Origin of the sequence: Adhaeribacter aquaticus DSM 16391, assembly GCF_000473365.1 — a bacterium.
GTDB classification, from domain to species: Bacteria; Bacteroidota; Bacteroidia; order Cytophagales; family Hymenobacteraceae; genus Adhaeribacter; species Adhaeribacter aquaticus.
In genome coordinates, this window is the sequence record NZ_KI421517.1 from 2237663 (window position 1) to 2263401 (window position 25739).

Genomic DNA, 25739 nt, shown 5'->3' on the forward strand with positions numbered 1-25739 from the left:
TAGAAGATGGAAATTATTTTAAAAGACGACGTTAAAGGCTTAGGCTTTAAAAACGATATCGTAACTGTTAAGCCAGGATACGGCCGTAATTACTTGATCCCACAAGGTATTGCTGTAATTGCTGATAAATCAAACAAAAAAGTAGTAGCTGAAAATATTCGTCAGGCTGCTCACAAAGCTGAAAAAGTAAGATTAGACGCTCAGTCTATAGCTGATCAGATTGGTGATCAGGTATATGAATTAAAAGCTAAGGTAGGTGAAAGCGGCAAAATTTTTGGTGCTGTTACGACTACGCAGCTTTCTGATGCGTTACGTGCTAAAGGTATTGAAGTAGATCGTAAGAAAATTTCTTTTGATCAGGAAGTTAAATCTGCTGGTGAATACACTGCTTCTATCGCATTACACAAAGAAGTGAAGCATTCTGTACGTTTTAACGTAGTAGCAGAATAAGCATACTTTGGTTTAAAGGAAAAGTCCTGCTGTGAATACGGCAGGACTTTTTTTATTTTACACAGTAAACTAACTTACGAATCCATACGCTTAAATACTATGGCAACTTCTTTTCGTACTGAAATACAAGTTTCCCCCCGCCCCTTCCGACTTAATTCCGAATCAATTATTCTTACCACCGGTTCTTGTTTTGCCGTAGTAATAGGCCAAAAAATCAAAAACTATAAGGTTAACACTTTAGTAAACCCTTTTGGTACTATTTTCAATCCTATTTCTTTGTTTAGTTTGCTAGATGCTGGCTTATTTCCGGAGCAGCCGTTTACAGGAAATTTAGTAGCCCGCGACGAGCGGTGGTATGCTTATGATTTGCATTCTTCTTTTTCGGCCCCAAACCAAGAAGATTTGCTTTTTTCTATTCAGAAAGCCCGGAACGAAGTATACTCTTATCTGGCCTCAGCTGATGTACTCATTCTTACATTAGGTACTGCGGTCGGGTATTTGCATAAAGAAAGTAACCAGTTAGTAGCTAACTGCCATAAAATTGCCCAGCAACAATTTGAAAAGAAACTGATTTCTACAGCAGAGATTACGGCGACTTTTTCCGCTCTTTATTTAAAACTGAAGCACCTAAATCCAAAGCTACAGGTAATTGTAACGGTAAGCCCGGTGCGTCATATTAAAGAGACCTTGGAACTAAATAGCGTCAGCAAATCTATTTTACGAATAGCCTGTCACGAAATAGCAGGACAATTAGCCGATGTGACTTACTTCCCGGCTTATGAACTTTTACTGGATGATTTACGGGATTATCGTTTTTACAAACGCGATATGATTCATCCTTCCGAAGAAGCGGAAGATTATATCTGGGGAAAGTTTATCCAAGCCTTCTTTGAGGAGCCGTTTCAACAATTTACGAAAGAGTGGGATAAAATTAAATTAGCCTTAGCCCATAAACCATTTCATCCGGATGCTCCGGCGCACCAACAATTTTTGCGAAATACCTTGGCCAAACTGGAACAGATACATCTACATACAGATTGCAGTCAGGAAATAGCGCAGGTAAAAAGTCAGCTTCGGTAAAGCCTTGTTCTTTTCTTTCCGTATTTACCTTTAACACTACCCTACAACCCAATCCTATGAAAACTGCCAATCGCCTTCTCCACGAATCGAGCCCATACTTATTACAGCATGCCTATAACCCGGTAGATTGGTACCCGTGGGGAGAGGAAGCTTTGCAAAAAGCTAAACTGGAGCAAAAACCTATTCTGGTTAGTATTGGTTATGCTGCCTGCCATTGGTGCCACGTTATGGAGCATCAATCTTTTGAAAAAGAAGAAATAGCCCAGGTTATGAATGAGCATTTTATTTGCATAAAAGTAGATCGGGAAGAACGTCCCGATGTTGATCAGATTTATATGGATGCTATTCATGCCATGGGAATTCAGGGAGGTTGGCCATTAAATGTATTTCTAAACTCCGAGGCGAAACCTTTTTACGGCGGCACCTATTTTTCACCGCAGCATTGGGTACAAGTTTTAAAAAATATTGCGGAAGCTTACCAAAACCACCGGGAGGAGCTTGACAATTCTGCTGAACAGTTTGCCCAGCATATAAACCTGAGCGATCTTCATAAATATGGCTTAAAGCAAAGTGAATCTGATTTTTCTGAAAAAGACTTTCAGCAACTGTACCATAAGTTTAGCTTACGGTTTGATACAGTTCGTGGCGGCATGGGCAAAGCGCCTAAATTCCCGATGCCGGTAAATTACTTTTTTTTGTTGCGCTATTACCACCATACTAACCAACAGGCTGCTTTAGAACAAACAATACTTACCTTACAGGAAATGGCTTTGGGCGGCATCTATGATCAGGTTGGTGGTGGCTTTGCCCGCTATTCCGTAGATGAAGATTGGCTGGTACCCCACTTCGAGAAAATGCTTTATGATAATGGGCAATTAATAAGCCTATATGCGGAAGCATATTCCGTTACTAAAAATCCGTTATTTAAAGCTGTAGTTTATGAAACCGTTGCATTTGTACAACGGGAGCTTATGAATGAAGAAGGTGGCTTTTATTCTTCTCTGGATGCAGATAGCGAAGGCGAGGAAGGCAAGTTTTATGTTTTCCGACAAGAAGAGTTAGCCGAAATATTAGGAGGCGAAGAACCCTTATTTTCCCGTTATTATAACATTACCGAAGAAGGCAATTGGGAGCATGGCGTAAATATACTTCACCGCCACATCACCGACGAAGCTTTTGCGGCCCAGGAGAACCTGGAAATACCAGTGCTTCAAAAATTAGTGGCTGATTGGAAAGCCAAAATCATGGAAGTACGGGAAAAACGCGTCCGCCCCGGCCTGGATGGCAAAATTCTGACTTCCTGGAATGCATTAATGCTAAAAGGCCTGACAGATGCATTTAAGGTTTTCGGTGACCTGACTTTTTTAAACCTGGCTTTAAGCAATGCAACTTTTTTAAAAAATAAAGTACGCAACGGTAAAGGCCTTTTCCATAATTACAAGAATGGGAAAGCTTCTATTCCGGGGTTTTTAGAAGATTATGCCTTACTTATACAAGCGTACATCAGTTTGTATGAAGTAACTTTCAGTGAGCACTGGTTGATGGAAGCACAACGCTTAACTGAATATACAATTCAGAACTTTCTGGATACTGATGAGCAATTATTTTACTTTACCGATAAAACTGCCGAAAAACTAATTGCCCGGAAGAAGGAGATTATGGATAATGTGATTCCTGCTTCTAATTCCGTCATGGGTATTAATCTGCACTTTTTAAGTTTGCTGTTCGATGTACCCCAATATATGGAATTATCGGATAATATGCTAGCCAAAGTAAAACCGTTGTTAATAAAAGAACCGTCACATTTAGCAAATTGGGCATCCCTTTATTTTCTTAAATTAAAGTCTACTGCCGAGATAGCCATTGTGGGTGAAGAAGCCGAAACTATACGGCAGCAACTAGGCTCTTACTTTTATCCAAATGCTGTAGTAGTGGGCACCACTACCGAAAGTGATTTACCATTGCTCCAGGATCGGGAACCACTTTACGAGCAAACTACCATTTTTGTATGTTATAATAAAGCCTGCCAATTACCAGTGCATACGTTGGTAGAAGCTTTGGAACAACTGAATAACATATAGTTAAGAACTGATCCTTTAATTAACTATTTCCTTTAGCTCATCCAAATTTGGGTGGGTCCAATCGGCTAACTATACCGGACAAAATTAGGTATACATGGAAAGTTAATTTGCTCCGTAACTTTTAGCCTATGAGCTTTACAACAGGCAATGCAGATCTTAAGAAGTCTATGCAGGCCGCCGCACTAATTGGTATTGGTATAATGGCTGGAATAGATGAAATTATTTTTCATCAAATACTTTCCTGGCACCACTTCTATGACCATTCTACTCCTGAAATTGGCCTGTTAACAGACGGAATATTACATGCCGCTGAATTATTAGCTATAGTTGCCGGATTCTTTTGGCTCTTAGATTTAAGACGAAGTCAATCCTTATCAAAACCGAGGGCAAGAGCAGGCTTCTTTATAGGATTAGGAGGATTTCAGTTGTTTGATGGCGTAGTGGATCATAAAGTATTACGGGTACACCAAATTCGCTACGTAGATAATTTACTACCATATGACCTTACCTGGAATATAGCTGCACTCCTTCTTCTTTTAATAGGCATCTATTTGTGGCGGCGAACTGTTAATCAGGAAAGAACCCAAATGGCCTTGTCGTAACCACCTTGGTTATTATGCAGCCTCACGCCCATCATCCGACCGGCTCTTCCTTCTTTGATTGGATTCCTATACTAATAGTTGTAGGTATTGCATTGGTATATGTTTATGCGCGTCTTCTTAATAATAAGAAAAGCAAGGGCAGTAATTGGTCTTTGGGGAGAAGTATTAGCTTCCTTTTAGGCATTAGTTTGTTATGTATTGCTTTAACCCCTACCATAACAACCTGGGGCCATGCAGATTTACGTGGGCATATGGTGCAGCACCTCCTGATTGGTATGTTTGCGCCCATATTCTTGGTATTAGGAGCACCAATAACATTGGCTTTAAAAGTAGCACCCGTTAAAGTAGCAAGAACTGTAACAGCCATTTTTAAAACACCTCTCTTCCGGATTTTAAGTCATCCCTTTATTGCCTTACTATTGAATATGGGAGGTATGTATATTTTATACCTCACGCCGCTTTACAACCAAATGCTATCAAAACCTTACCTCCATGCTGTCATGCATATCCATTTTTTGATGGCGGGATATCTTTTTACCTGGTCTATAATTGGTTCTGATCCGGTGCCCTATCGTTCCAGTTTTACAACCCGAAAATTCATCTTATTCATTAGTATAGCATCCCATGCTTTTTTAAGTAAATTTATGTATGCTTACCTGTATCCCCAAAGTTCTCCTCACGCCGCTGAGCAAATTCAGGAAGCGGCTAAACTGATGTATTATTGGGGAGATTTGTCTGAGTTGCTTCTAACCATTTTGCTCTTTACTTCCTGGTATCAATCCCGGCATCCTTTCCCAGCAAAACTAACCCCTATAACGCCTTAACCAATTTTACTTGAATAAAGCTTTAAACCATCAAAATTATTTAAACCTTTAAGAACAGGATCAGCTTGGCTTTTAAATTAAGGTTTGTGGATTTAGCAGAATTTCGCTTAATTACTCTAACCCTTTAGCACTATAACCTGAAACTTCCATGACACCACAACAACCTGATCGTAGGAATTTTATTAAAAAAGCTTCATTAGGCAGTTTTCTGTCTTTAAGTTTAACCGAAATAGTTCTTTCTTCATTTACTGAGGAAAAAGTTAGTAAAATCATGTTAAAAAAAGATGATATTATTCTTTTTCAAGGTGATTCCATTACAGATTCTGGTCGTCTGAAAACGGAAACTGGTGCTAATCAAAGTCGGCTTTTAGGGAATGGCTACCCGTTTATGGCTTCTTCGGATTTACTGATGCAGCACCCAACCAAGAACCTAAAAATATATAACAAAGGTATTAGCGGCAACAAAGTTTACCAATTAGCCGAACGCTGGGATACAGATTGCCTGGAGCTGAAGCCAAATGTATTGAGTATTATGATTGGGGTGAATGACTTTTGGCATACCCTTACCAGCAATTATACGGGCACTAGTGATACATACCGGAAAGATTATAAAGCTTTATTAGAACGAACTAAACAAAGTTTACCGGATGTAAAGTTAATTATTGGCGAACCTTTTGCCGTAACTGGGGTGAAAGCGGTAACCGAGAAATGGTACCCAGCCTTTAATGAATACCGCCAGGCAGCTAAAGAAATGGCTGCCAGTTATAATGCGGCCTGGATACCTTACCAAACTGTTTTTGACAATGCGCAAAAATTAGCTCCGGGTAGCTACTGGACAACAGATGGTGTTCACCCAACCCTAGCCGGTGCCCGGTTAATGGCCACTGCCTGGCTAGAGACAGTTAAAGGGTAATAAATTAAAAATTTCAGTTTTTAATTTTAAAGCCATTCTTATTCCTCCATATCTAAAGAGAAAACTTAATAGCTTATACACTTTATAAACCCATTGGGGTATGTTACCCAAGCCTTAAATCTATTTACCAAATTTAACTGTGAAATAAGCCGCATCTTTCCGAACTTTGTTTAGCTGGCACTTGATTAGCTAAATTTATTTTCCTTGAATCATCAATTAGAATTTAATACTTCCGACTTACCCATTGCCGACCGGATTACCCTGTTTGCCGATGTAATATTACCCTTGCCTCTGCCTAAGCTTTATACGTACCGGGTGCCTTACGACATGAATGATGAGGTATTGGTTGGAGCGCGGGTGATTGTGCAGTTTGGAGCTAAAAAGGTACTAAGTTGTATTGTTGCCGCTATTCACGAAAACCCTCCGGAAGGTTATCAAGCTAAGTATTTACTAGAAGTAATTGATGAAAAACCTGTTGTAACGGGATCTCAATTGCGCATTTTCCAGTGGATAGCAGAATACTACATGTGTACCATTGGCGAAGTAATCAATGCCGCATTACCTTCAGCGCTTAAGCTAAGTAGTGAATCCCGGATACAAATACACCCCCAGTTTAGTCCGGAAGAATGTGATTTTCCGCTCACTGCTCACGAAGAGAAAATCTTATTTGCTTTGCAACAAACGGAAGTTTTAACGTTTACCGAAGTAGGTAACCTGCTGCAAATTTCCAGTTTCCATAAAATAATAAAATCCCTGATTCAAAAGCAGGCCATTATTATTTTTGAAGAAATTGCCGATAAGTACACTCCTAAAATTGTAAAAAAACTTAAGCTTTCGCCCAACTTCATTCACGACGAACAGCTACTGGAGGAGCTATTAAACCAATTAGCCGCCAAGCCCAAACAACTGGATGTAATTATGAATTACCTCCAGAAAGTACCGGTACACCAAAACCTGCATCTGAATGAGAAAGGATTAAACAAGAACCTGCTTACTTCTAATCCGCACCTTTCTCTTTCTGCTATCAATAGCTTAATTAAGCATGGCGTATTAGTTCAGTTCGATGCTATTGTTTCCCGGTTCCCGGTCGATGAGTCAAATAGTAAAACATTGCCGTTTAAACTTTCTGAACACCAGGAAGCAGCTCGGGAGGAAGTGTTATCGCTTTTTGCCCAAAAGGACATTGTATTGCTGCACGGCATTACGGGTAGCGGTAAAACAGAAGTATACATTGATTTAATTAAAAAAGCCTTAGACGGTGGCGGGCAGGTTCTGTATCTGTTACCGGAAATTGCGCTGACTGCCCAAATTGTAACCCGTTTAATCAAAGTTTTTGGTAATCGGTTAGGTGTTTACCATTCTAAATTTTCGGATAACGAACGCGTGGAGGTCTGGAATGGAATTCTTTCGGGGCGCTTCTCTGTGGTTGTGGGAGTACGTTCGGCTATCTTTTTACCCTTCCATAATTTGTCTCTTATTATTGTAGATGAGGAACACGAGTCGTCTTACAAGCAATACGATCCGGCTCCCCGTTACAATGCCAGGGAAGTGGCTTTGATGCTGGCCAGCTATCATAAAGCTAAAACCTTATTGGGTTCAGCTACTCCCTCCGTAGAAACCTATTACAACTGCAAAAGTGGTCGTTGGGGATTAGTTACCATGAACAAGCGGTTTGGTGATGCTGGCCTGCCCGAGATAGAACTAATAGATACCCGGCGCGAAAGTCTGAAGAAGAACATGCACAGCCATTTTTCAAATGACTTGTTAACCGCTATTGAACAAAAATTACACAAAAAAGAACAGATAATTTTGTTCCAGAACCGGCGTGGCTATTCGCCCTATATTAGTTGTCACGACTGCGCCTGGATTCCTAAATGTAAGAACTGTGCCGTAAGTTTATCTTATCATAAGTTTAACCACGAACTGCGTTGCCATTATTGCGGCTACCACGAAAAAATGCGACCGGATTGCCCGGCTTGCGGTTCTTCGGTACTTAAAACAATGGGCTTTGGTACCGAAAAAATTGAAGATGAACTAAAACTGCTGCTGCCGGATGCTAATATTCAGCGGATGGATTTAGATACGACCAAAGCCAAGAATGCTTATACTCAGATAATTGCTGATTTTGAAGCTAACCGTACCAATGTTTTGGTGGGTACCCAAATGGTAACCAAGGGTCTGGATTTTGAAAATGTAAGTTTAGTAGGTATTATTAACGCCGACAGCATTATTAATTTCCCTGATTTCAGAGCTCATGAAAGGGCTTTCCAAATGTTTGTGCAGGTAAGCGGCCGGGCTGGCCGGAAAGGTAAAAAGGGTAGGGTAATTATTCAAACCGGAAATACCAGTCAACCTATTTTTCAGAAGGTAATTGAGAACGATTATTTGGCGTTGTATGAACATGAAATAAGTGAAAGGCAAAAGTTCCTATTCCCGCCCTTTGTGCGCATTATCCGGATAACCGTAAAGCACCTGGATGAGAAAATTAGTGAAGAAGCGGCCATGGCTTTATCGCACGCTTTTGCAGAACGACTAGGAGCCAAACACGTGCTTGGGCCAGAGGTACCTTACATTTTTAAAATTCGTAACTTATATCTGAACGAGATCCATATAAAACTAAACCGGGAACATACCAGTTTAAAAGCGGCCAAATTACATATTGCCGAAGCAATACAGTTTAATAATCTGAGGAAAGAATTTAAAGGACTACGGGTTGTGGTGGATGTGGACCCGATGTAATTAAACAGAACAACCACAGCAAGTTACCATTCAACAATAATATAGGTAATTGCGAAGCACGCAATAATTTCTATTTGAAGCTAGACAACTTTTAGCTATTAGTGCTGGCCAAAATTTTATTTCTTACCAGCTTTTACTACCTTTTGATTTTGAATAGCTGGGCCCACAGACAGACTATAAAGTAACCATTTCCAAAAAAGAATTTACTTTATGCCATTACTCAAAATTGCAAACTCTTTAGAAGAAGCCAAAACAATTATTCCGCTTGCTAAAACAAGATTAATTGTTGTTAACGATGTTCCTATTTGCCTGGCTCATACGCAAGCCGGCTTATTTGCCATAGAAGATACCTGCTCCCATTTAGGAGAATCTTTAAGTAAAGGAACTACAAATTATTTAAATGAAGTTATTTGTCCCTGGCATAGCTACCGATTTAGTTTAATATCCGGAGAGGAGGCAAAAGAACGCTGCCGAAAACTTAAAACATACCCATTAATCAGTCAACCGGATGGCTTATATATAGATGTTTAAATTGAATTAAGTCTAAAAAGTTTGAGCCGTATTCCTCTATCCAATTACTTTTACTTTCGTATTTACAATCATCTTACTTATAAATTGACTTTTCATGTCAGAAACTAATTTTGAGCAATTAATAACCCGCGCCCTTCGGACGGAAACACCTGGTTTATTTGATAAAAGTGAAGCAGCTGTTTACAAAGAGTTTGAATTGGCAGAATCGCGCCACCGGAATAATGCTAATCAACCTAAAGCAGGTGATAATCTGCATTTTAAATTTGAGAAGGTGCGGTTAGGCGTAGGCATAGCCATTATGCAAGTTTTTTCGGATATGGCTGATGATGACGATAGCCGCAAGGTCTTAAAGGCTTTGGTAAATGCCGCTCAAGCTACTAGTATTGCACAAATAGATGCCGCCATAAACAAAGACATGAAAGCTTTTGATAACTTGTACAAAGACTTGTATATAAATGATGAAGGCGAAATGTTACTGGGGTTATTTGAACGGACTTTAAATGCCGATTCTAAAAGAGAATTAGATCAGATTATAGCTGAAAGCTTAAAATTGTTTGATCATATTCTGGAGTAAGTATTTGTAATTTATTACTTTCTATTCTACTTTACTTGTTCCCAATCTCGACCAAACAGATGGATATTACTGTTACTACTCCTGCACTTTTGTTTCCGGCCATTTCCTTGCTATTATTAGCCTACACTAACCGGTTTATTGCACTGGCCTCTCTCGTGCGTAGTCTGAAACAGCAATACATAGAAACACATAAAAATATTATCAAAGGTCAGATTAGCAACTTACGAATAAGGCTTATTCTTATCCGAAACATGCAGGCCATAGGAATTTCAAGTATGCTTTTATGCGTTACGTCTATGTTTGTGTTATTTGCCGGCGAGCCCCTGATAGGAAAGTATTTATTTGCTTTTAGCTTAATCCTGCTAATGGTTTCATTAGCCTTATCTATCTGGGAAATACAGATATCTGTAACTGCCTTAAATATAGAACTTGGCGAAATTGAGTACCTGGAAAAGCAACATAGGGAAACCTGGTCCTCGCAAGATTTTAAATAAGTACCTGTTTTGAGATAACAGTTACTTATTTAAGGGTAATAATTTTTACAAACCTGCTTCAATTTTCTCCTGATTAGCCACTAACTCCAAATCAGGATTTAACAAATTGGCCATATCAGGTCTATTCATGTTGTCTTTCGTAGCAATATAAACTTTTGTTTTTACTCGTTTAGGACCAGGCTTGTTATTAGCGGCTTCAACGGCCATTTTAACACTCATATACCCCATGTTTATGGGTTCCTGAATGCCCAAGGCATGCACTTGTCCTTTTTTCATAGCGGCCAGTAATCTTTCACTGGTATCTACTCCAACAAAATTAACCTTACCCAAACGGCCTGTATTTTTTAAAGCATCCAACATAGCCTCAGACCCCACCACATTTGAAGCAAAAACTCCTTTTATATCCTGATGCTTCAGTAAAAATTCTTCTGCCGCTGCCTGAGCTTTCACTACGGATACAGAACCATAAGTATCGTTTATGATATTAATCTGAGGTGCGTATTGTTTAATACCCGCAATAAATCCTTCTTCCCTTTGCGAAGTACTCAAATGGCCCTTTTCGTAACGGAGCATCATTAGTTCGCCAGTCCCTTTCATTATTCTGGCCATTTCTTTGGCACACTCCTTCCCAAATTCAAAGTTATCTGTTCCTATGTAAGTGGTATAATCTGGAGAGCTTAATTCAGAGTCTACAATTATTAAAGGAATGTTTTTGGAGGCCACCATTTTTGCACTAGGAATCAAAGAAGTCCCATTTACAGGTGCCAATATTAAAGCATCAATTTCCCGGTCTATTACATTTTGCACCACCTGGGCCTGCAACTGATGATTATCTTCCCGTATTGGATCCTGCCAAATTAAATCTACCCCTAACTCTTCCGCCGCTTTTAAGGCCCCGGTATGAATTATTTTCCAATAAATAGAAGAACCTTTGGGTATAAACGCCACCTGCAACACTTTATCCCCTACAGTAGAGGTTAGCGTTTCAGCTGTTTGTAACCTTTTTGTTCGTTCCTGACAATTCCAAAACCCCAAGCTGATTAATAAATAAGTTAACCAGCAAAACCAGATACCTCTCATGGTAGCAAATGAATATTTATTTTCCAAAGATTAAAAATGTTATCAAAGCTGGACTTCTCTAGGTAAAGATAAAAATCAATTTCCTATAATTTTAATATTTTCAGAAGTAAATGAAGGAATTATAATTTTATTTATACATCCGTTAGGTAATTCAAAACTTCAGGCGCAAACCCTGCTAAATTATTATATTTATAACACAAGCTTCTTATCAAGTAAAAGCATTTTTATACTTTTAAATGCTTATAATTAAAAAATTAAAATGTCCCCTCAACGTTATAGAAATAGTTAAAGTCAAGGGTTTAGAAAATTATTTACTTTAAATCTAATCATTAGATTCTGGAAATAGTATCCATCTATAAGCGACTAAAGCATCTTATTCCAAAACAAGAGAAACATCATTTTGTTTGCGGCATAAATAAAATTTTGAACTTCAGAATTGCTTCTATTTTTAATTATAATTTTGCCCCTGCTTTAGTTTATTTGTTGTGAGAAAGATATTCCTACTTTTACCTTTTTTCGTTTACCTTTTTTCAAGCTTAGGTTACGCACAGGTTTCGGACGGTAACAGCCCATTTAGAGAAGTAACTTTAAAAGTTGATACAGCCACCTATTCCCTTTCCAGGAATTTAATTAGCTTTAACAATGAATATCATCTTCCCTTTCAATATAAACAGGAAGATGAAATTAGCGAAATTAGACTTTATCCTTTCTCTTTTAATAGTATAGAAAACATTAGCCTGGCCCGATCCGCTGATTATGAATTACTGGATTCGGTGGTAAATGTAAACAATGCCTATTACCGGGTAAAAGTTAGATTTAAAAACCTGACCAGCTCTCAGTTCCTAAATTTAACTTTTGCGGTTTATGATACCACCAGTGCCCCTGCCCACATAGAAACTATCAAGCTTTTTCCTTATACCAAAACTACTGTTAACTTTTATCCGGAAAGTGAGGAACTGTTTGTAGGAGAAGAAAAAATATTTGAACTCGTTACCAATAATATTAAAAATGTAAAGGTTAAAAATGAATGGGTAAAAAGTGATGATATTGATTACCGCGTTTCAGAAAGTAATGGGGTGTTGCGGCTTCACCTACATCCGAACGACATTGGCCGAAAAACCTTAAAAATAAGCTTACAAACAAACAAACCTTTTCTAAATCCTAACGGTCAGATTGTTTACCAATTACCGGTTATAGAAAAAAGGTTTGAAGTAAAAGGTAGCCGGTTAAAATTCCTGAACCTAGACCGGAAAGAAGTTACCCTGGATGAGGTTTCCCGTCAGAAAGGAACCGAGGTGATGATTGACAACCATTGGGCCTTAAGTTTACAAAAAACCTACCGTATAGAAGCACAGGAAGAAGCCGGAGGAGCCTTAGTTGGTGAAATCTTTACCAGACGCAATGTAGCCAATAACCGGGTTTTATGCTGGCTAAGGCTCTATAATTATCACCGCATCTCAGAAGGTTATTTATATATTAAAGACGGCGACGAACCTAAATTTATCACCAACTTCAATATAACCCCTAAAACTACTATCAGCAGCATTAGCATTATGCACGAAGGCGGTGACTGGACTAATAACTTAAGTGTAAATCCTGGAGAAACAATTAATTTAAAAATTGAAGGACAAGGTTTACACAAAGCACGCTTCCAGTTTGATGATTTAACAGATATTACTTCCGATTCTTCACTTCGCACAGAAGAAATATCGGTTTATCGGTTTAAGGTACCCATTAGCATTCAACGAAAAAAAATCAACATCTATAATAGAGCTGTAAATACAGGTTTCTCCATTGCAGTTAAAGAATTTCAACGCCCACGCCCGTTCGATTTTATTACGTTAGATTATGGTGATGTTCCTAACAAAGTATCGGCTTTATTTGATGGTCCTTTATTCTATGACCATACCATCCGCGATGTAATATTTACCTTTAATCCTAACCTGATTGATAGCGAAACCCGATTATACGGGAAGCAATACTTAGATTTTGACATTCGTATTACTAATAGTAAAAACGAATTAATAGATCAGCGGCGGATTGAGGATATTTTGATTTGCCCGGGTGAAAACTCTCCGCGTTACTCTTTTTACACCGATAAGCAATGTTATTCGGGAAACCTTAGTTTAAATAAAATAATAGGCCGGAAGACCTATGACTTAGATGACTGGTCTCGGATCCAAATCACGATTAAGCACGACAAAGACAAACACGGCGACGAAGGTCAGACCAAAAATATTGATATTGTTCTCAGAAAAAAAATACGGTTTGATATAGATGTTTCCTTCCCGACCGGATTATTGGTAAAAAGTCAGGGGAGCACTGGTTATGGCGATTTTAGTGGTATATCCATGGCCATGATTGCTCAATTCAGCTTTTATCATCCTGAAAAAATTGCCCGTTTCCGACCGTATAAAATTGGAGCTGGCTTCCTGGCTTTCAATGCTTTCAACTTTTCCAATAGTACTACCGTGGAAAGAAACGTAGGACTTGTAGTTTTAGGTTCTATTTACCCAACTACCCGGGATGCTAAACTTACTTTTCCTCTATTCTTAGGTGGGGGTTACTTTTTAGGGAAAGATAAACCCTGGTTTTATTTATTGGGCCCGGGTATTCGGGTTAAAATTTAAAATACTTTTCGCTATGCAAATATTGAACTTGGACCATGTTGCCTTATTAGTAAAAAATATAGCGGCTAGTTGTAAGTTTTACGAGGATGTCCTGACTTTGAAGTCCATTCCCCGGCCAGCCTTTGATTTTCCTGGTGCCTGGTTCCAAATTGGAGCAACCCAGCAACTGCATTTAATTGGCCGTCAGGAAGCGCAGGAGTTTGTTCCTTTACGCAGTAATCATTTTGCCATGCAGGTAGCCTCCATTAAAGAGGCCGAACAACACTTGCTAGCTAAAAATGCGACTTTTACCGGCCCCAAAACCAGGCCGGATGGCGCCTGGCAAATATTTATTCAGGATCCGGATGGTCATTATGTGGAGCTAACAGAGATAGTTTAAACTTCTTTATTAAATATTCATTTTCTAAAAAAAGCCGGATGTATTCTCTTACTGCGGTTCTATCCATTTCTAACTCCAATTCCGATAGATTATGCAACTGAATCCAGAATAAGGCCTCTGCCTCATTATTCTGAATCTCCCCACTCCAATTCTCAACCACATAATAATGCATCTTCTGGAAACGCTGAGACAACAAGGTACAGACATAACTCCACGATACCGGCTGTAAAGCTAATTCCTCCTGCATTTCCCGGTGCAATGCCATCACCTGGTCCTCTCCGGGTTCCATATGGCCTCCAGGAATTTCAACTAAACCAGGATCAATCAATTTGCTTAGCTTACGTTTCTCTACTAGCAGCCTCCCTTCCTTAAACAACATAAAAATTACACAATCTGCTAAGTCCGATACCATAAATCTTATTGGTTATATTGTTTATAGGATTTCCAATGTTTATAGAATTTCCAATATTAATAGGAAATCAATTATTGGCACATATTAGCACCTAGTTTCTATCCTAAAAGGAAAAATTACAAGGCAATCCTATTGGTACTACAGATTAGATGCACAACTTAAAAGCCTTTTCAAAATAAATCAGTAGTGGTGCTCTTGCTAAAATGTATGGTAACTACGGATGTGCTTTTTTATTCCTTTTACAACTAACATACTTCTAGCCCAAATATTTACGTTTATTTAAGTGTCGGTTAATATTTTGGCCTAATTAATGCATTTTAACTATCTTTACAGATATATTTTTACGTATAAGGTAGTAGTTTCTTTATCTTAATTACACAATGATAGTATTTAAGCGCCTTGCGTTTACCTTTCTTTGCTATTTTACTTTAGTAACCTTTGCTTATAGCTCAGACAAAGGTTTTAAAGCGCTATCCGAAAAAAAATACGATAAAGCATATAGTCTTTTTGCAGAAGCCTTACAAAAGAGACCTGATGATGTACAGGCTTCGTTTGGCATGAGCAAACTTTTAAGCTCACGCGAGTCTAAATACTTTGATATAGAAAAAGCTTACGTTCATATTATCAATGCCCGGGAAGGTTATAAACAGCTGGACGAGAAATCGAAAAGCAAATTAGTTAAAAACGAAGTTGATGAGAATGCTATTAGTTCTTTATTAAGCGTTATTGATGCGGTAGCTTTTCAAAAAGCCCTAACTGCCAACAGTCTGGAAGTTTTAGATGAATTTATAAAAATTCATAAAACTTCTCCCGACTTGGAGAAAGCCATTAATTTAAAAAGCCAATTAGACTTTCTGAATGTTCAAACCAGCAACACCTACCAGGCTTATGCTGATTACATGAAGAAATATCCTAAATCGGTTAAGATAGCAGAAGCGAAGAAAAAATATGACTTATTGCTTTACCAGGCTGTTACAGCTGATGGGTCATTGGAAGCTTTTAAAAATTTTGTACAGAATTACCCTGACAGCCCCTATCGAAAAGAAGCACTTGCCAAATTAGAGGTATTGGAATTTAAATCTCAATTAAAAGAAAATTCCATTGCGGGTTACGAGGAATTTATCAGAAATAACCCTGACAGTAAATTCAAGAAGATGGCGGAAGATAGTATTTATGCCCGCTATACTTCCTTTCCATCTATTGAAGAATACGAAAAATACATTAAAAAATATCCCCAAAGTCGGCATATCCGTGATGCCTGGGAAAAGCTTTATGTATTATTTAATGATAGTGGAACACCTGAATCGTACGAAGCCTTTAAAGCCCGTTACCCGCAGTACATAGAGCCCTATCAGTTAGAGAACGATATAGAACTCGCTAACTTTGGCGCAAAAATGCTTAATACCAATTTTGCCGGTTTTAAACCCGATCAGGCAGAAGCTTACATAACCTTGGCTGCTCCCACTGAACAAGCTATTGCTATGTTAAAGCTGCGTATTAAACCTTATATACAGGCGCATCAATACCAGAAGGCTATAGATGTTCTCCAGAAAATTCAGCCTTACTTTCAGCATAAAGCTTACCGCATTTCTTCCTGGATAGAAACTTTGAATAGAGCCAAAGAAAGCTATTTAGCAAAAGAGACCGTTGCTGAAATTAACTTAAATTAGATTATCTGTTTGGGGTTAGCTTAAATAGCCTCTAACGCTGCACTTAGTTCTTCCATAAGTTCCTCGGGTTCTTCTACGCCTACTGATAACCGTATAACCCCCATAGTAATACCTAATTGTTCGCGCTTTTCCGGGTTTAGCGACCGGTGCGAAGTACGCAAAGGATGCGAAAAAGAAGTAGTTACTCCGGCTAAGGACGGCGCAAATGGAATGGTTTTTAAAGCCTGCATAAAGGAATTAACAGCAGCCTCCTCGTCCTGAATAACGAAAGAAAGCATACCCCCATATAACCCATTTCCTTGTTGGCTGGCTAACTCATGTTCTGGGTGCGACTCCAGGCCGGGATAATATACCCGACTAACTTTGGGATGGTTTTCCAGGAATGTAGCAATGGCTAAGGCATTACTGGCATGTTGCTTTATCCGTAGTCGCAATGTTTTCAGGCCGCGAACAGCTAACCAACTGTCAAACGGGCTTAAATTCAACCCATAATACATCATTACCTGCCGGGCCCGCTTAGCATGTTCTTCGCCTTTGGCGACTACTACGCCAGCCGTTACATCACTATGACCAGCTAAGTATTTGGTAACACTATGAATAACTACATCGGCCCCTAAGGAGAGTGGTTTGGTAATAACCGGCGAGGCAAAAGTATTATCTATAATTAATTTTATATTTTGTTTTTGGCAGGTTTGGGCCAAACGCCTAATATCAAAAACCCGAAGCAAAGGATTACTCATGGTTTCGGCTAACAATACCCTAGTATTGGGCTTGCAATAAGCTGATAAATCATAAATGTTATCTGAAGGTACAAAGGTAACTTCTATGCCCAGCCTATTTAGTTCCTGACTTAGTAAGACAGCAGAGCCACCGTAAATTTCCTCTGCGCATAAAAGGTGGTCGCCAGCTTTACAAAATACCATTATGGCCGTAAAAATAGCCGACATACCCGATGAGGTAACCACAGCCCCATCGCCACCCTCCAATTTATTTACTTCTTCTGCCAGTTCATTGCTATTTGGATTGCTGTAACGCGTATACATATAGCGTTCAGAAGGCTGATCAAAATAAGCTTCCAGCTCTGTTAAGTCCTCAAAAGTGAAAACTGAGGTTTGGTAAATAGGCGTAACTTTAGGCTTGATTGGGGAAGAAGAATTTGACATAAGGAAATAGAAGTTTCAGCTTAGGGACAAATGTAGAAAATAGGATAAAGAATAAAAACAAAAAAGCCTTCTTCATTTCTGAAGAAGGCTTCCTGCTTAATATTGTTTACGTTATTCAGTAATGGCTTCGGCCAAAACAATAATTTTATTATTTAGTACTTCAACCACACCACCATCAACATTAAAATATTGGTTGCCAGTTGCTGAAGTAACCCGAATACGACCATTTTCTAAAGTACTGATCAAAGGCGCGTGGTTATTTAAAACCTCAAACGAGCCTTGTGTACCCGGAAATGATACCGAGCTTACTTCTCCTTCAAAAACTCTCTTATCCGGGGTAATTATCTCTAAATACATATTTTTAGTTGTCGGTCTATAGTTAGCGGGAGTTAGGTTACTTTTTGTAAAACCTATCTCCCGCTATCTGATAACTAATTTATTTTGCTTCTGCCATTAAACGCTCTCCTTTTTCAATAGCATCTTCAATGCTACCAACTAAGTTGAAGGCAACTTCTGGTAAGTGATCTAATTCACCATCCATAATCATGTTGAAGCCTTTAATGGTATCTTTAATATCAACTAATACACCTTTAAGACCTGTAAACTGTTCAGCAACGTGGAATGGCTGAGATAAGAAACGCTGCACCCGACGAGCACGGTGTACAACTAATTTATCTTCTTCTGATAATTCATCCATACCAAGAATGGCGATGATATCTTGTAATTCTTTGTAACGTTGCAGAATTTCTTTTACCCGCTGAGCTGTGTTATAGTGCTCATCTCCCAATACCTGAGCACTTAATATGCGGGAAGTAGAATCAAGAGGGTCTACCGCAGGGTAAATACCTAACTCAGCAATTTTACGGCTCAATACAGTTGTAGCATCCAAGTGAGCAAAAGTTGTTGCTGGAGCAGGGTCAGTTAAGTCATCGGCAGGTACATAAACCGCCTGAACCGAAGTAATAGAACCACGCTTAGTAGAAGTAATACGCTCCTGCATAGCACCCATTTCAGTAGCCAGCGTTGGCTGGTAACCTACCGCAGATGGCATACGACCTAAAAGAGCCGATACCTCAGAACCTGCCTGCGTGAAACGGAAGATATTATCAATAAAAAATAAGATATCACGACCAGCACCGGTACCATCACCATCCCGGAAACTTTCGGCCATGGTTAAACCAGAAAGCGCCACACGGGCACGAGCCCCTGGCGGCTCATTCATCTGACCGAAAACTAACGTTGCTTTTGAATCTTTCAGCGCTTCGGCATCTACTTTAGATAAATCCCAACCGCCTTCTTCCATAGAATGTTTGAATTCTTCGCCGTATTTAATTACGTCTGACTCTAAGAATTCGCGCAGTAAGTCGTTACCCTCACGAGTACGCTCACCTACCCCGGCAAATACAGAAAGACCACCGTAAGCTTTGGCAATGTTATTTACCAGCTCCATGATCAATACCGTTTTACCTACCCCGGCACCACCAAACAAACCGATTTTACCACCTTTTACATAAGGCTCTAATAAGTCAATTACTTTGATACCAGTATATAATACTTCCGAAGAAGTTGCTAAATCTTCAAATCTTGGCGCATGACGGTGAATTGGTAAACCTCCGGTGCTTTTTGGCTGCACAATACCATCAATGGCTTCACCTACCACGTTGAATAGACGACCTCTTACCTCATCACCGGTTGGCATAGTAATAGGAGAACCTAAGTCTGTAACTGCATCCCCACGAGTCAAGCCCTCAGTTGAGTCCATCGCAATCGTACGCACGCGATCTTCTCCTAAGTGTTGCTGACATTCCAGGATAATTCTCTGGCCATTGAATTTGGTAACTTCCAGGGCATCCAGGATGTTTGGTAATTTAGAGTTTTCACCCGAAAAGCTAACGTCCACAACCGGACCAATAACCTGGGTAATTCTGCCAATATTTGCCATTTGTATAGATTAAGAGTATATAAACTACTGTAGTTTTTATTTCAGAGCGCGAAATTAATCTATAATTCGCTTAATTCAAATGGAATATTTGAAAAGTTTTGAATTACTAGAAGTTAAGCATTCATTTTGCTTTAATATTCTTCTAATATAGGATAATTAAAATGATTATATATTTTTATTGCAAACTTTAACAAGTACTTACGAATTAATTATGTTGCTTTTCCAGAACTTCAGGAAAACCTATGGTGATTTCCTGGCTTTAAATATTCCTACACTTGAGTTGCCGCCAGGAATACATTGGTTTAAAGGGCAGAATGGTTCTGGTAAAACTTCCTTATTTAAGGTATTAGCAGGCCTACTACCTTACCAGGGGCAGATCTTTTTTGAGAATTTACCTTTAAATAATAATGCGGTACTCCAGCGCGAATTGATTAATTACAGTGAAGCTGAACCTTTATACCCGGAATTCCTGAAAGGAGAGGAATTAGTAAATTTATTTGCTCAGGCCAAAGAAGCTCCCTTGGGTCAGGCAGAAAGAATAAGTAAACTATTAGGGACAGACACCTTTTTAAGTAAACGAATGAGCACCTACTCTTCGGGTATGCTGAAAAAGTTATCCCTGCATTTAGCTTTTATGGGCGACCCAAAGTTAATTTTACTGGATGAGCCATTAATTACCTTGGATGAGCTTACCATCCAAAATTTGTATGCCCTAATTTCAGAATATGCAAAACAAGGGGTTAGCTTTCTGCTTTCGTCACACCAGGACATAAAAACACAAATTTTACCCATTAATCATACCTGGCTCGTACAAAACCAAACCGTAATTAAGGAAGAGTTGGTTTAATGAAAGACTTACAGGCTATTTTGGAAAGAGTAATTGTGAAACAGTATTACAGACGTAATATTGGCTTTTTCTTTTTGGTGTTTTTCTTAGCCTTTGGAATTCAAAATCCTTCTACTTTACTCATAAGCCCGCATTTTCTGGTCAAGGCTATCCACTCAGCTGCTTTTATAGGCGGCACCCTCCTGTGCTGTTTCCTTTTCTACTTAAAATGCTGGAATTTTATTTATAAAACGCTGCTGGCACCCGAAAATGAATTTTTATTTGCCGCCTCTTTGCTTTCTAAACTTTCCTTGCTTTACAACTTAGGTAATATCCATATACTTTTATTTATTCCGGCCTTAGGATACACCATTCTCTTAATGGGCTACGCTTTCTGGCTAAATGCCTCCGGAACCTTTGTTATTTTATTGACTTTTAACCTATTCCTGCTAACCAATACGGTTGTTAGTTTTTATTTAATACTACGAAAAACGCCTCCGGAAACCATCCTTAGAATATTAAACCTTGATTTACTTTTTAAACTTAAACATATAAGCCTTTGGCCTCTCAGGCATCTAATTCAAAAAGAAAAAGTTCTGTTACTATTAACTAAACTATTCTCCCTTGCTATTTTATTTGCCTTTATACAAGTATACCCTGATCCTAGTTTTGATTTAAGAGCTATCCGAGTTGGTTTCTTATTTGCAGTAGTAGCCCATATTCCCATTATTCTTCGTCTGCAACAATTTCAGGAAACTCAATTAAATTTACTACGGCAACTTCCTTATCCTACATACAACAGGTTGCTGCAACAGCTGATCCAGTACCTACTGCTGCTTTTACCGGAAGTTTTGTTTCTTTTCAGGAGTAACATGTCTATTTATTATTTGCTACCCTTATTAACACTAGTTGTTTTTGGAATAAGCCTGCTGCTTGTTTTCCTGGTTCTGATGTATCAACCTAACTACTCGCTGAACCAGTTTATAAAACAATCTTTCTTTCTTTTCCTTGGACTACTTCTTCTTTTACTTGCCTCCACTCCAATAGGAATATTGGCTTTTGTCCACCTTTGGGTATCTTATTTATTATTTAAGAGATGGTTTTACCAATATGAGACTCTTCCTATTTGAAATAATAACAGATTAAACCTTATTCTATCCCATCCAAATTTTCTCCTGATAAAATGTTCGGGAAATAGATCTTAAGAAGAAACCCTGTTCTGACCTGATGGTTATTGTACCAGATTAGCTCACCTGATGGCGAAATCTGGAGAAACAAAAGCTATTAAAGCTGATATTTTGCCCTAACCAAGCTTACAAGTGCACAAAAAAGTAAATTCTTAATTTTTTATTTTAAGGATTGGCGGTTTTCAGGCTACAAACTATTAAGGTTGGCAGTAATGACATCTGGTGTAGAAAAAAATATCAGGAAACAGCTAAAATTAACTATTTGGGCAACACAGAATTAGAAAAAATCATAAACAAAGACGCAAAATTTTTCTTCAGAAGTTTTGTATATAAAAATCTCGCCGTATATTTGTGCCACCAAACGATAACAGTGCGGGAAATTGTCCGATGGTGTAACTGGCAACACGTCTGATTTTGGTTCAGAAGAGTCCAGGTTCGAAACCTGGTCGGACAACAAAAAAAAAGATTAACAATGTGCAAATTCTAAGGTAAGTCCAGAACTAGCGCATTGTTAATTTTGTTATAAGCCTTTTGAAAAGCGGGAAGTGAAGTTTATCTTTATAGGCTTTTATCCGGAACAACCACTCTCTACTTTCAGAAATCAACTTAAAAATGCCTCAGGTTAAAATATTTTCCGGCACTACTTCTAGGTATTTAGCCGAACAAATTGCAGCAGCATACGGCACCAGACTGGGCGATGTAACTTTACAACGTTTTAGCGACGGAGAAATCCACGCCAGCTTTAATGAATCTGTTCGTGGATGTGAGGTTTTCCTAATCCAATCTACTTTTCCTCCTACCGATAATTTAATGGAATTAATGCTGATGGTGGATGCTGCCAAACGGGCATCTGCACACAAAGTCTGCATTGTAGTTCCTTATTACGGATATGCGCGTCAGGACCGGAAAGACAAACCACGGGTACCAATTGGGGCTAAGGTTATTGCCAATATGATGCAAAGTGTAGGAGCCGATCGTTTAATGACCTGTGATTTACATGCTGGCCAGATTCAAGGGTTCTTCGATATACCGGTAGACCATCTTGATGGTTCCGCTATTTTTGTTCCTTATATAAAAAGCTTAAACCTGGATCGGTTACTTTTTGCTTCTCCGGATGTGGGAGGCGTGGTACGTACCCGTGCTTTTGCGTCTAAATTTGGGGCAGAAATGGTTGTTTGCGATAAGCACCGCGCCCGCGCCAATGAAATTGCTTCAATGCAGGTAATTGGTAACGTAGAAGGTTATGACATAGTAATGGTAGATGATATTGTAGATACTGCCGGAACTATTTGTAAAGCCGCCGCCTTATTGAAAGAACGCGGAGCACGGACGGTTAGGGCTGTTATTACGCATCCCATTTTATCCGGACCTGCTTACGAACGCATAAACGACTCGGTATTAGAAGAACTGATTGTATCGGATACGATTCCTTTAAGAGAAAACTCCCCTAAAATCAAGGTGCTGTCGTTTTCGCAATTATTTGCCCGGGCAATCAGCAATGTGGTAACCCACGATTCTATTAGCTCGCTGTTTTTATAAGAAATAAAGTTGCTGGCTAAAATTAACAAGTAGCAACTCTAAATAAAATAACTCTATGGACTGCCGACCATGGATTGTAAACAAAGATAATCGGCATTAATAATTAACTATTTAAAATTTATTTTATGAAAAGTGTAGAGATTATAGGGTTTAAAAGAGCAAATCTCGGTAAGACCGAAGCTAAAAGACTTCGTGAAGAATCTATGGTACCATGTGTATTGTACGGTGGTACAGAGCAAGTACATTTTCACGCGCCAATGATTTTATTCCGCGATTTATTATATACGCCAGAAGTTGCTACTGTAAAATTAAACGTTGAAGGCACTGAATACAATGCAATTGTTCAGGCAGCTCAATTCCACCCGGTAAACGAAGTATTACTGCACGTTGACTTCTTAGAATTACGCGAAGACAAAGAAGTTAAATTTGAAGTTCCGGTTCGTTTCGTAGGTGTATCTCCAGGAGTATTAGCTGGTGGTAAATTAGTAACAAAACTGCGTAAACTTAAAGTTAAAGCTTTACCTGCTAACTTACCAGATTTTATTGATGTAGATATTTCTGATTTAGAATTAGGTCGTTCAGTAAAAGTAAACAGAATTCAGCCTGCTAATTATGTTATCTTAACTAACCCGGCTTCACCGGTGGCTACTGTAGCTATCCCACGTGCGTTGAAACAACAACAAAACGAAAGATAATTTTCACAAATTGTCTCTTAAAGAAAGTCCTGTTTGCCAAAAGCAAACAGGACTTTCTTATTTAAGCTATACGTAATAAATTTTTAGATATTCATCTTTAAATCTATTGTAAAAAGGGTATATTTATAGCTATTCTTTTCCTAAAACCTTCAGCCTCATAAGATAATGAAACTAAAAGGAATATTCTTAAGTGTAGCGACTCTTCTGTTACTCCTGTTAAAGTTTAATGGTGCTGTAGGTCAATCAGCAGCCGACTCTACATCACTTTATAAAGTAGAAACTACGGATGGGAATGAATATATAGGTACCATAACGTTAGAAGCAGCTGATTATATTCAGCTTAAAACAGCCCGGCTTGGTAGCTTAATGCTATCTAAAAGCGACATTCGCAGCCTGACCCCTATAAACCAAGATAGAATCAGGAACGGGCAATTCTGGTTCGATAATCCGCAAGCTACCCGCTACTTATTTTCTCCCAACGGATATGGGTTAAAAAAAGGCGAGGGCTATTACCAGAACGTTTTGGTTATACTAAACCAGGTTAGTTATGGTATAACGGATAAAGTATCTATTGGACTTGGCACGCTGCCACTTTTCTTATTTGGTTCTTCTTATACTCCTGTCTGGTTATTACCTAAAGTTTCTTTACCCATTACTAAGGATAAGTTTAATTTAGGAGCCGGCGCATTAATTGGCACCGGTCTTGGAGAATCCAACGGCGGTTATGGGATTGTATATGGCATTAGTACATTTGGCTCCAAAGACCAGAATCTAAGCTTAGGCCTGGGCTATGGCTATGCTGATGGCGGTTGGGGAAAAGCTCCAACTATAACCATAAGTGGTTTAATAAGAACGGGGGTTCGCGGATATTTTCTCACGGAAAATTATATTATTAGTACAGGCGATGGTTCCATGGGTTTATTATCTGTTGGTGGCCGGAGAATAATCAAAAAAGTAGGCTTGGATTATGGATTGATTGCTCCAATAAGTTCTGACATTGATACCTTCCTTGCTATTCCATTTCTGGGACTAACTGTTCCGTTTGGGAAAGGCAAAACCAGGTATTAAGAAATAATATTACTATCAAATTACATTCCTCTTCTAAATACCCGTAATTTTGCCCTGTAAAAATTAATTGGTGGCGGCTTTTCAAAAACTTTTAAATTTATTTGGTTTGGGAACAACGCCTAAACCCACTGCCGCTATTGTAAACTTACCTTCAGAAATGAAATACTTACTTGTTGGCTTAGGTAATATAGGGCCGGAATATGCTGATACCCGCCATAATATTGGTTTTATGGTGTTAAATTACTTAGCTAAAAAGCATGAAGCTCAGTTTGACGTGGGCCGTCATGCCTTTGTAACAGAAATAAAATATAAAGGGAAAAGCTTTACACTGGTAAAGCCTACTACTTACATGAACTTAAGCGGTAAGGCGGTAGCACACTACCTTAGTTCGCTTAAAATACCAGTAGCCAATATGCTGGTTATTACCGATGATTTAGCAATTCCATTCGGAAAGCTTCGGATGCGGGCAAAAGGATCAGCAGGTGGTCATAATGGGTTAAAACACATTGAGGAAACGTTAGGCAACAACGAATACGCCAGGCTTCGGTTTGGAGTAGGTTCAAACTATCCGAAAGGACGGCAGGTAGATTATGTTTTAAGCCCTTTTTCTAATGAGGAGCAAGAACAATTACCTGCCTTGATTGAAACAGCCGCAGAAATGTGTTTATCGGTTGGTACTATTGGCCTGGAACGTACCATGAATTTTTATAATAAATAGATGCTAAAGCTCAGCTAAACTTTAGCAGGCTCATTTCAGCATTAAAAAGAAAATAAACTAAAGATTATTGCCCTTTTATTTAGCATAGGCAATTTTAAAAAGCTAAAATTCAATTATTTATACATAATTAATGCCTGTAATT

General features: G+C 38.8%; 24 protein-coding genes and 1 tRNA gene. 20 read left to right on the forward strand and 5 right to left on the reverse strand.

Going from position 1 to position 25739, the window contains the following annotated elements:
• Nucleotides 1-6: 6 nt before the first annotated feature.
• The 10 genes from rplI to ADHAQ_RS0111940 all read left to right on the forward strand — a co-directional run bounded on the left by rplI (nucleotide 7) and on the right by ADHAQ_RS0111940 (nucleotide 10288).
• Nucleotides 7-450: a 50S ribosomal protein L9 gene (gene rplI, locus ADHAQ_RS0111895; RefSeq protein WP_026463125.1), complete on the forward strand. Its 444-nt coding sequence runs from the start codon at nucleotides 7-9 to the stop codon at nucleotides 448-450.
• A 99-nt stretch (nucleotides 451-549) separates the two neighbouring features.
• Entirely contained in the window at nucleotides 550-1530 is a 981-nt protein-coding gene (locus ADHAQ_RS0111900) for a GSCFA domain-containing protein (RefSeq protein ID WP_026463126.1), read from the forward strand.
• Between the two features lie 56 nt (nucleotides 1531-1586).
• A complete protein-coding gene (locus ADHAQ_RS0111905) occupies nucleotides 1587-3611 on the forward strand; it encodes a thioredoxin domain-containing protein (RefSeq protein ID WP_026463127.1) in 2025 nt (674 codons plus the stop codon).
• 128 nt (nucleotides 3612-3739) lie between these two features.
• Nucleotides 3740-4213, forward strand: coding sequence for a DUF2243 domain-containing protein (locus ADHAQ_RS25455; protein WP_034256779.1), 474 nt, complete (start codon nucleotides 3740-3742; stop codon nucleotides 4211-4213).
• A gap of 14 nt (nucleotides 4214-4227) precedes the next feature.
• Entirely contained in the window at nucleotides 4228-5037 is an 810-nt protein-coding gene (locus ADHAQ_RS25460) for a cytochrome c oxidase assembly protein (RefSeq protein ID WP_051359875.1), read from the forward strand.
• 148 nt (nucleotides 5038-5185) lie between these two features.
• Nucleotides 5186-5950: an SGNH/GDSL hydrolase family protein gene (locus ADHAQ_RS0111920; protein ID WP_026463128.1), complete on the forward strand. Its 765-nt coding sequence runs from the start codon at nucleotides 5186-5188 to the stop codon at nucleotides 5948-5950.
• A gap of 204 nt (nucleotides 5951-6154) precedes the next feature.
• Nucleotides 6155-8689, forward strand: coding sequence for a replication restart helicase PriA (gene priA, locus ADHAQ_RS0111925; protein ID WP_026463129.1), 2535 nt, complete (start codon nucleotides 6155-6157; stop codon nucleotides 8687-8689).
• A 210-nt stretch (nucleotides 8690-8899) separates the two neighbouring features.
• On the forward strand, nucleotides 8900-9220 hold the full coding sequence (locus ADHAQ_RS0111930) for a Rieske (2Fe-2S) protein (protein WP_026463130.1): 321 nt from the start codon (nucleotides 8900-8902) through the stop codon (nucleotides 9218-9220).
• Between the two features lie 94 nt (nucleotides 9221-9314).
• The gene (locus ADHAQ_RS25465) at nucleotides 9315-9794 is read left to right on the forward strand and encodes a hypothetical protein (protein ID WP_051359876.1); all 480 of its coding nucleotides are present in this window, start codon (nucleotides 9315-9317) and stop codon (nucleotides 9792-9794) included.
• 59 nt (nucleotides 9795-9853) lie between these two features.
• Nucleotides 9854-10288, forward strand: coding sequence for a DUF2721 domain-containing protein (locus tag ADHAQ_RS0111940; protein ID WP_026463131.1), 435 nt, complete (start codon nucleotides 9854-9856; stop codon nucleotides 10286-10288).
• A gap of 45 nt (nucleotides 10289-10333) precedes the next feature.
• Here ADHAQ_RS0111940 and ADHAQ_RS0111945 read toward each other — a convergent pair whose 3' ends face one another.
• On the reverse strand, nucleotides 10334-11395 hold the full coding sequence (locus ADHAQ_RS0111945; protein ID WP_026463132.1) for a substrate-binding domain-containing protein: 1062 nt from the start codon (nucleotides 11393-11395) through the stop codon (nucleotides 10334-10336).
• Nucleotides 11396-11853: 458 nt separating this feature from the next.
• Here ADHAQ_RS0111945 and ADHAQ_RS0111950 point away from each other — a divergent pair, with 458 nt between their 5' ends.
• Together ADHAQ_RS0111950 and ADHAQ_RS0111955 are read left to right on the forward strand one after the other, a co-directional pair.
• The gene (locus ADHAQ_RS0111950; protein WP_026463133.1) at nucleotides 11854-13998 is read left to right on the forward strand and encodes a hypothetical protein; all 2145 of its coding nucleotides are present in this window, start codon (nucleotides 11854-11856) and stop codon (nucleotides 13996-13998) included.
• Nucleotides 13999-14011: 13 nt separating this feature from the next.
• Nucleotides 14012-14377, forward strand: a complete 366-nt coding sequence (locus tag ADHAQ_RS0111955) for a VOC family protein (protein ID WP_026463134.1) — start codon at nucleotides 14012-14014, stop codon at nucleotides 14375-14377.
• Here ADHAQ_RS0111955 and ADHAQ_RS25470 read toward each other — a convergent pair.
• Nucleotides 14328-14789 (reverse strand): NUDIX hydrolase, encoded by a 462-nt coding sequence (locus tag ADHAQ_RS25470; protein WP_051359877.1) that lies wholly within the window; start codon nucleotides 14787-14789, stop codon nucleotides 14328-14330. The two genes, ADHAQ_RS0111955 and ADHAQ_RS25470, sit on opposite strands and share 50 nt — an antisense overlap.
• A 380-nt stretch (nucleotides 14790-15169) precedes the next feature.
• Between ADHAQ_RS25470 and ADHAQ_RS0111965 the strand changes: the two genes are divergently transcribed.
• Nucleotides 15170-16459 (forward strand): hypothetical protein, encoded by a 1290-nt coding sequence (locus ADHAQ_RS0111965; RefSeq protein ID WP_026463135.1) that lies wholly within the window; start codon nucleotides 15170-15172, stop codon nucleotides 16457-16459.
• A gap of 20 nt (nucleotides 16460-16479) precedes the next feature.
• On the opposite strand, the gene ADHAQ_RS0111970 is transcribed toward ADHAQ_RS0111965, so the two are convergent.
• The 3 genes from ADHAQ_RS0111970 to atpD form a co-directional block, all read right to left on the reverse strand.
• Nucleotides 16480-17622: a trans-sulfuration enzyme family protein gene (locus tag ADHAQ_RS0111970; protein ID WP_026463136.1), complete on the reverse strand. Its 1143-nt coding sequence runs from the start codon at nucleotides 17620-17622 to the stop codon at nucleotides 16480-16482.
• Nucleotides 17623-17733: 111 nt separating this feature from the next.
• Nucleotides 17734-17979, reverse strand: coding sequence for an ATP synthase F1 subunit epsilon (atpC, locus tag ADHAQ_RS0111975; protein ID WP_026463137.1), 246 nt, complete (start codon nucleotides 17977-17979; stop codon nucleotides 17734-17736).
• A gap of 79 nt (nucleotides 17980-18058) precedes the next feature.
• Nucleotides 18059-19564, reverse strand: a complete 1506-nt coding sequence (atpD, locus tag ADHAQ_RS0111980; RefSeq protein ID WP_026463138.1) for a F0F1 ATP synthase subunit beta — start codon at nucleotides 19562-19564, stop codon at nucleotides 18059-18061.
• Between the two features lie 178 nt (nucleotides 19565-19742).
• Between atpD and ADHAQ_RS0111985 the strand changes: the two genes are divergently transcribed.
• The 7 genes from ADHAQ_RS0111985 (at nucleotide 19743) to pth (ending at nucleotide 25597) form a co-directional block, all read left to right on the forward strand.
• Nucleotides 19743-20411 (forward strand): ATP-binding cassette domain-containing protein, encoded by a 669-nt coding sequence (locus tag ADHAQ_RS0111985; protein ID WP_245590604.1) that lies wholly within the window; start codon nucleotides 19743-19745, stop codon nucleotides 20409-20411.
• Nucleotides 20411-21520 (forward strand): hypothetical protein, encoded by a 1110-nt coding sequence (locus tag ADHAQ_RS0111990; RefSeq protein ID WP_026463140.1) that lies wholly within the window; start codon nucleotides 20411-20413, stop codon nucleotides 21518-21520. The genes ADHAQ_RS0111985 and ADHAQ_RS0111990 overlap by 1 nt, the downstream gene beginning before the upstream one ends.
• Nucleotides 21521-21958: 438 nt before the next feature.
• A tRNA-Gln gene (locus ADHAQ_RS0111995) sits at nucleotides 21959-22031 on the forward strand.
• Between the two features lie 158 nt (nucleotides 22032-22189).
• Nucleotides 22190-23116, forward strand: a complete 927-nt coding sequence (locus ADHAQ_RS0112000) for a ribose-phosphate pyrophosphokinase (protein WP_026463141.1) — start codon at nucleotides 22190-22192, stop codon at nucleotides 23114-23116.
• Between the two features lie 125 nt (nucleotides 23117-23241).
• Nucleotides 23242-23811, forward strand: a complete 570-nt coding sequence (locus tag ADHAQ_RS0112005) for a 50S ribosomal protein L25/general stress protein Ctc (protein WP_026463142.1) — start codon at nucleotides 23242-23244, stop codon at nucleotides 23809-23811.
• Between the two features lie 165 nt (nucleotides 23812-23976).
• Nucleotides 23977-24879: a hypothetical protein gene (locus tag ADHAQ_RS0112010; RefSeq protein ID WP_026463143.1), complete on the forward strand. Its 903-nt coding sequence runs from the start codon at nucleotides 23977-23979 to the stop codon at nucleotides 24877-24879.
• A 157-nt stretch (nucleotides 24880-25036) separates the two neighbouring features.
• Nucleotides 25037-25597, forward strand: a complete 561-nt coding sequence (gene pth, locus ADHAQ_RS0112015) for an aminoacyl-tRNA hydrolase (protein ID WP_026463144.1) — start codon at nucleotides 25037-25039, stop codon at nucleotides 25595-25597.
• The last annotated feature ends 142 nt before the right edge of the window (nucleotides 25598-25739 follow it).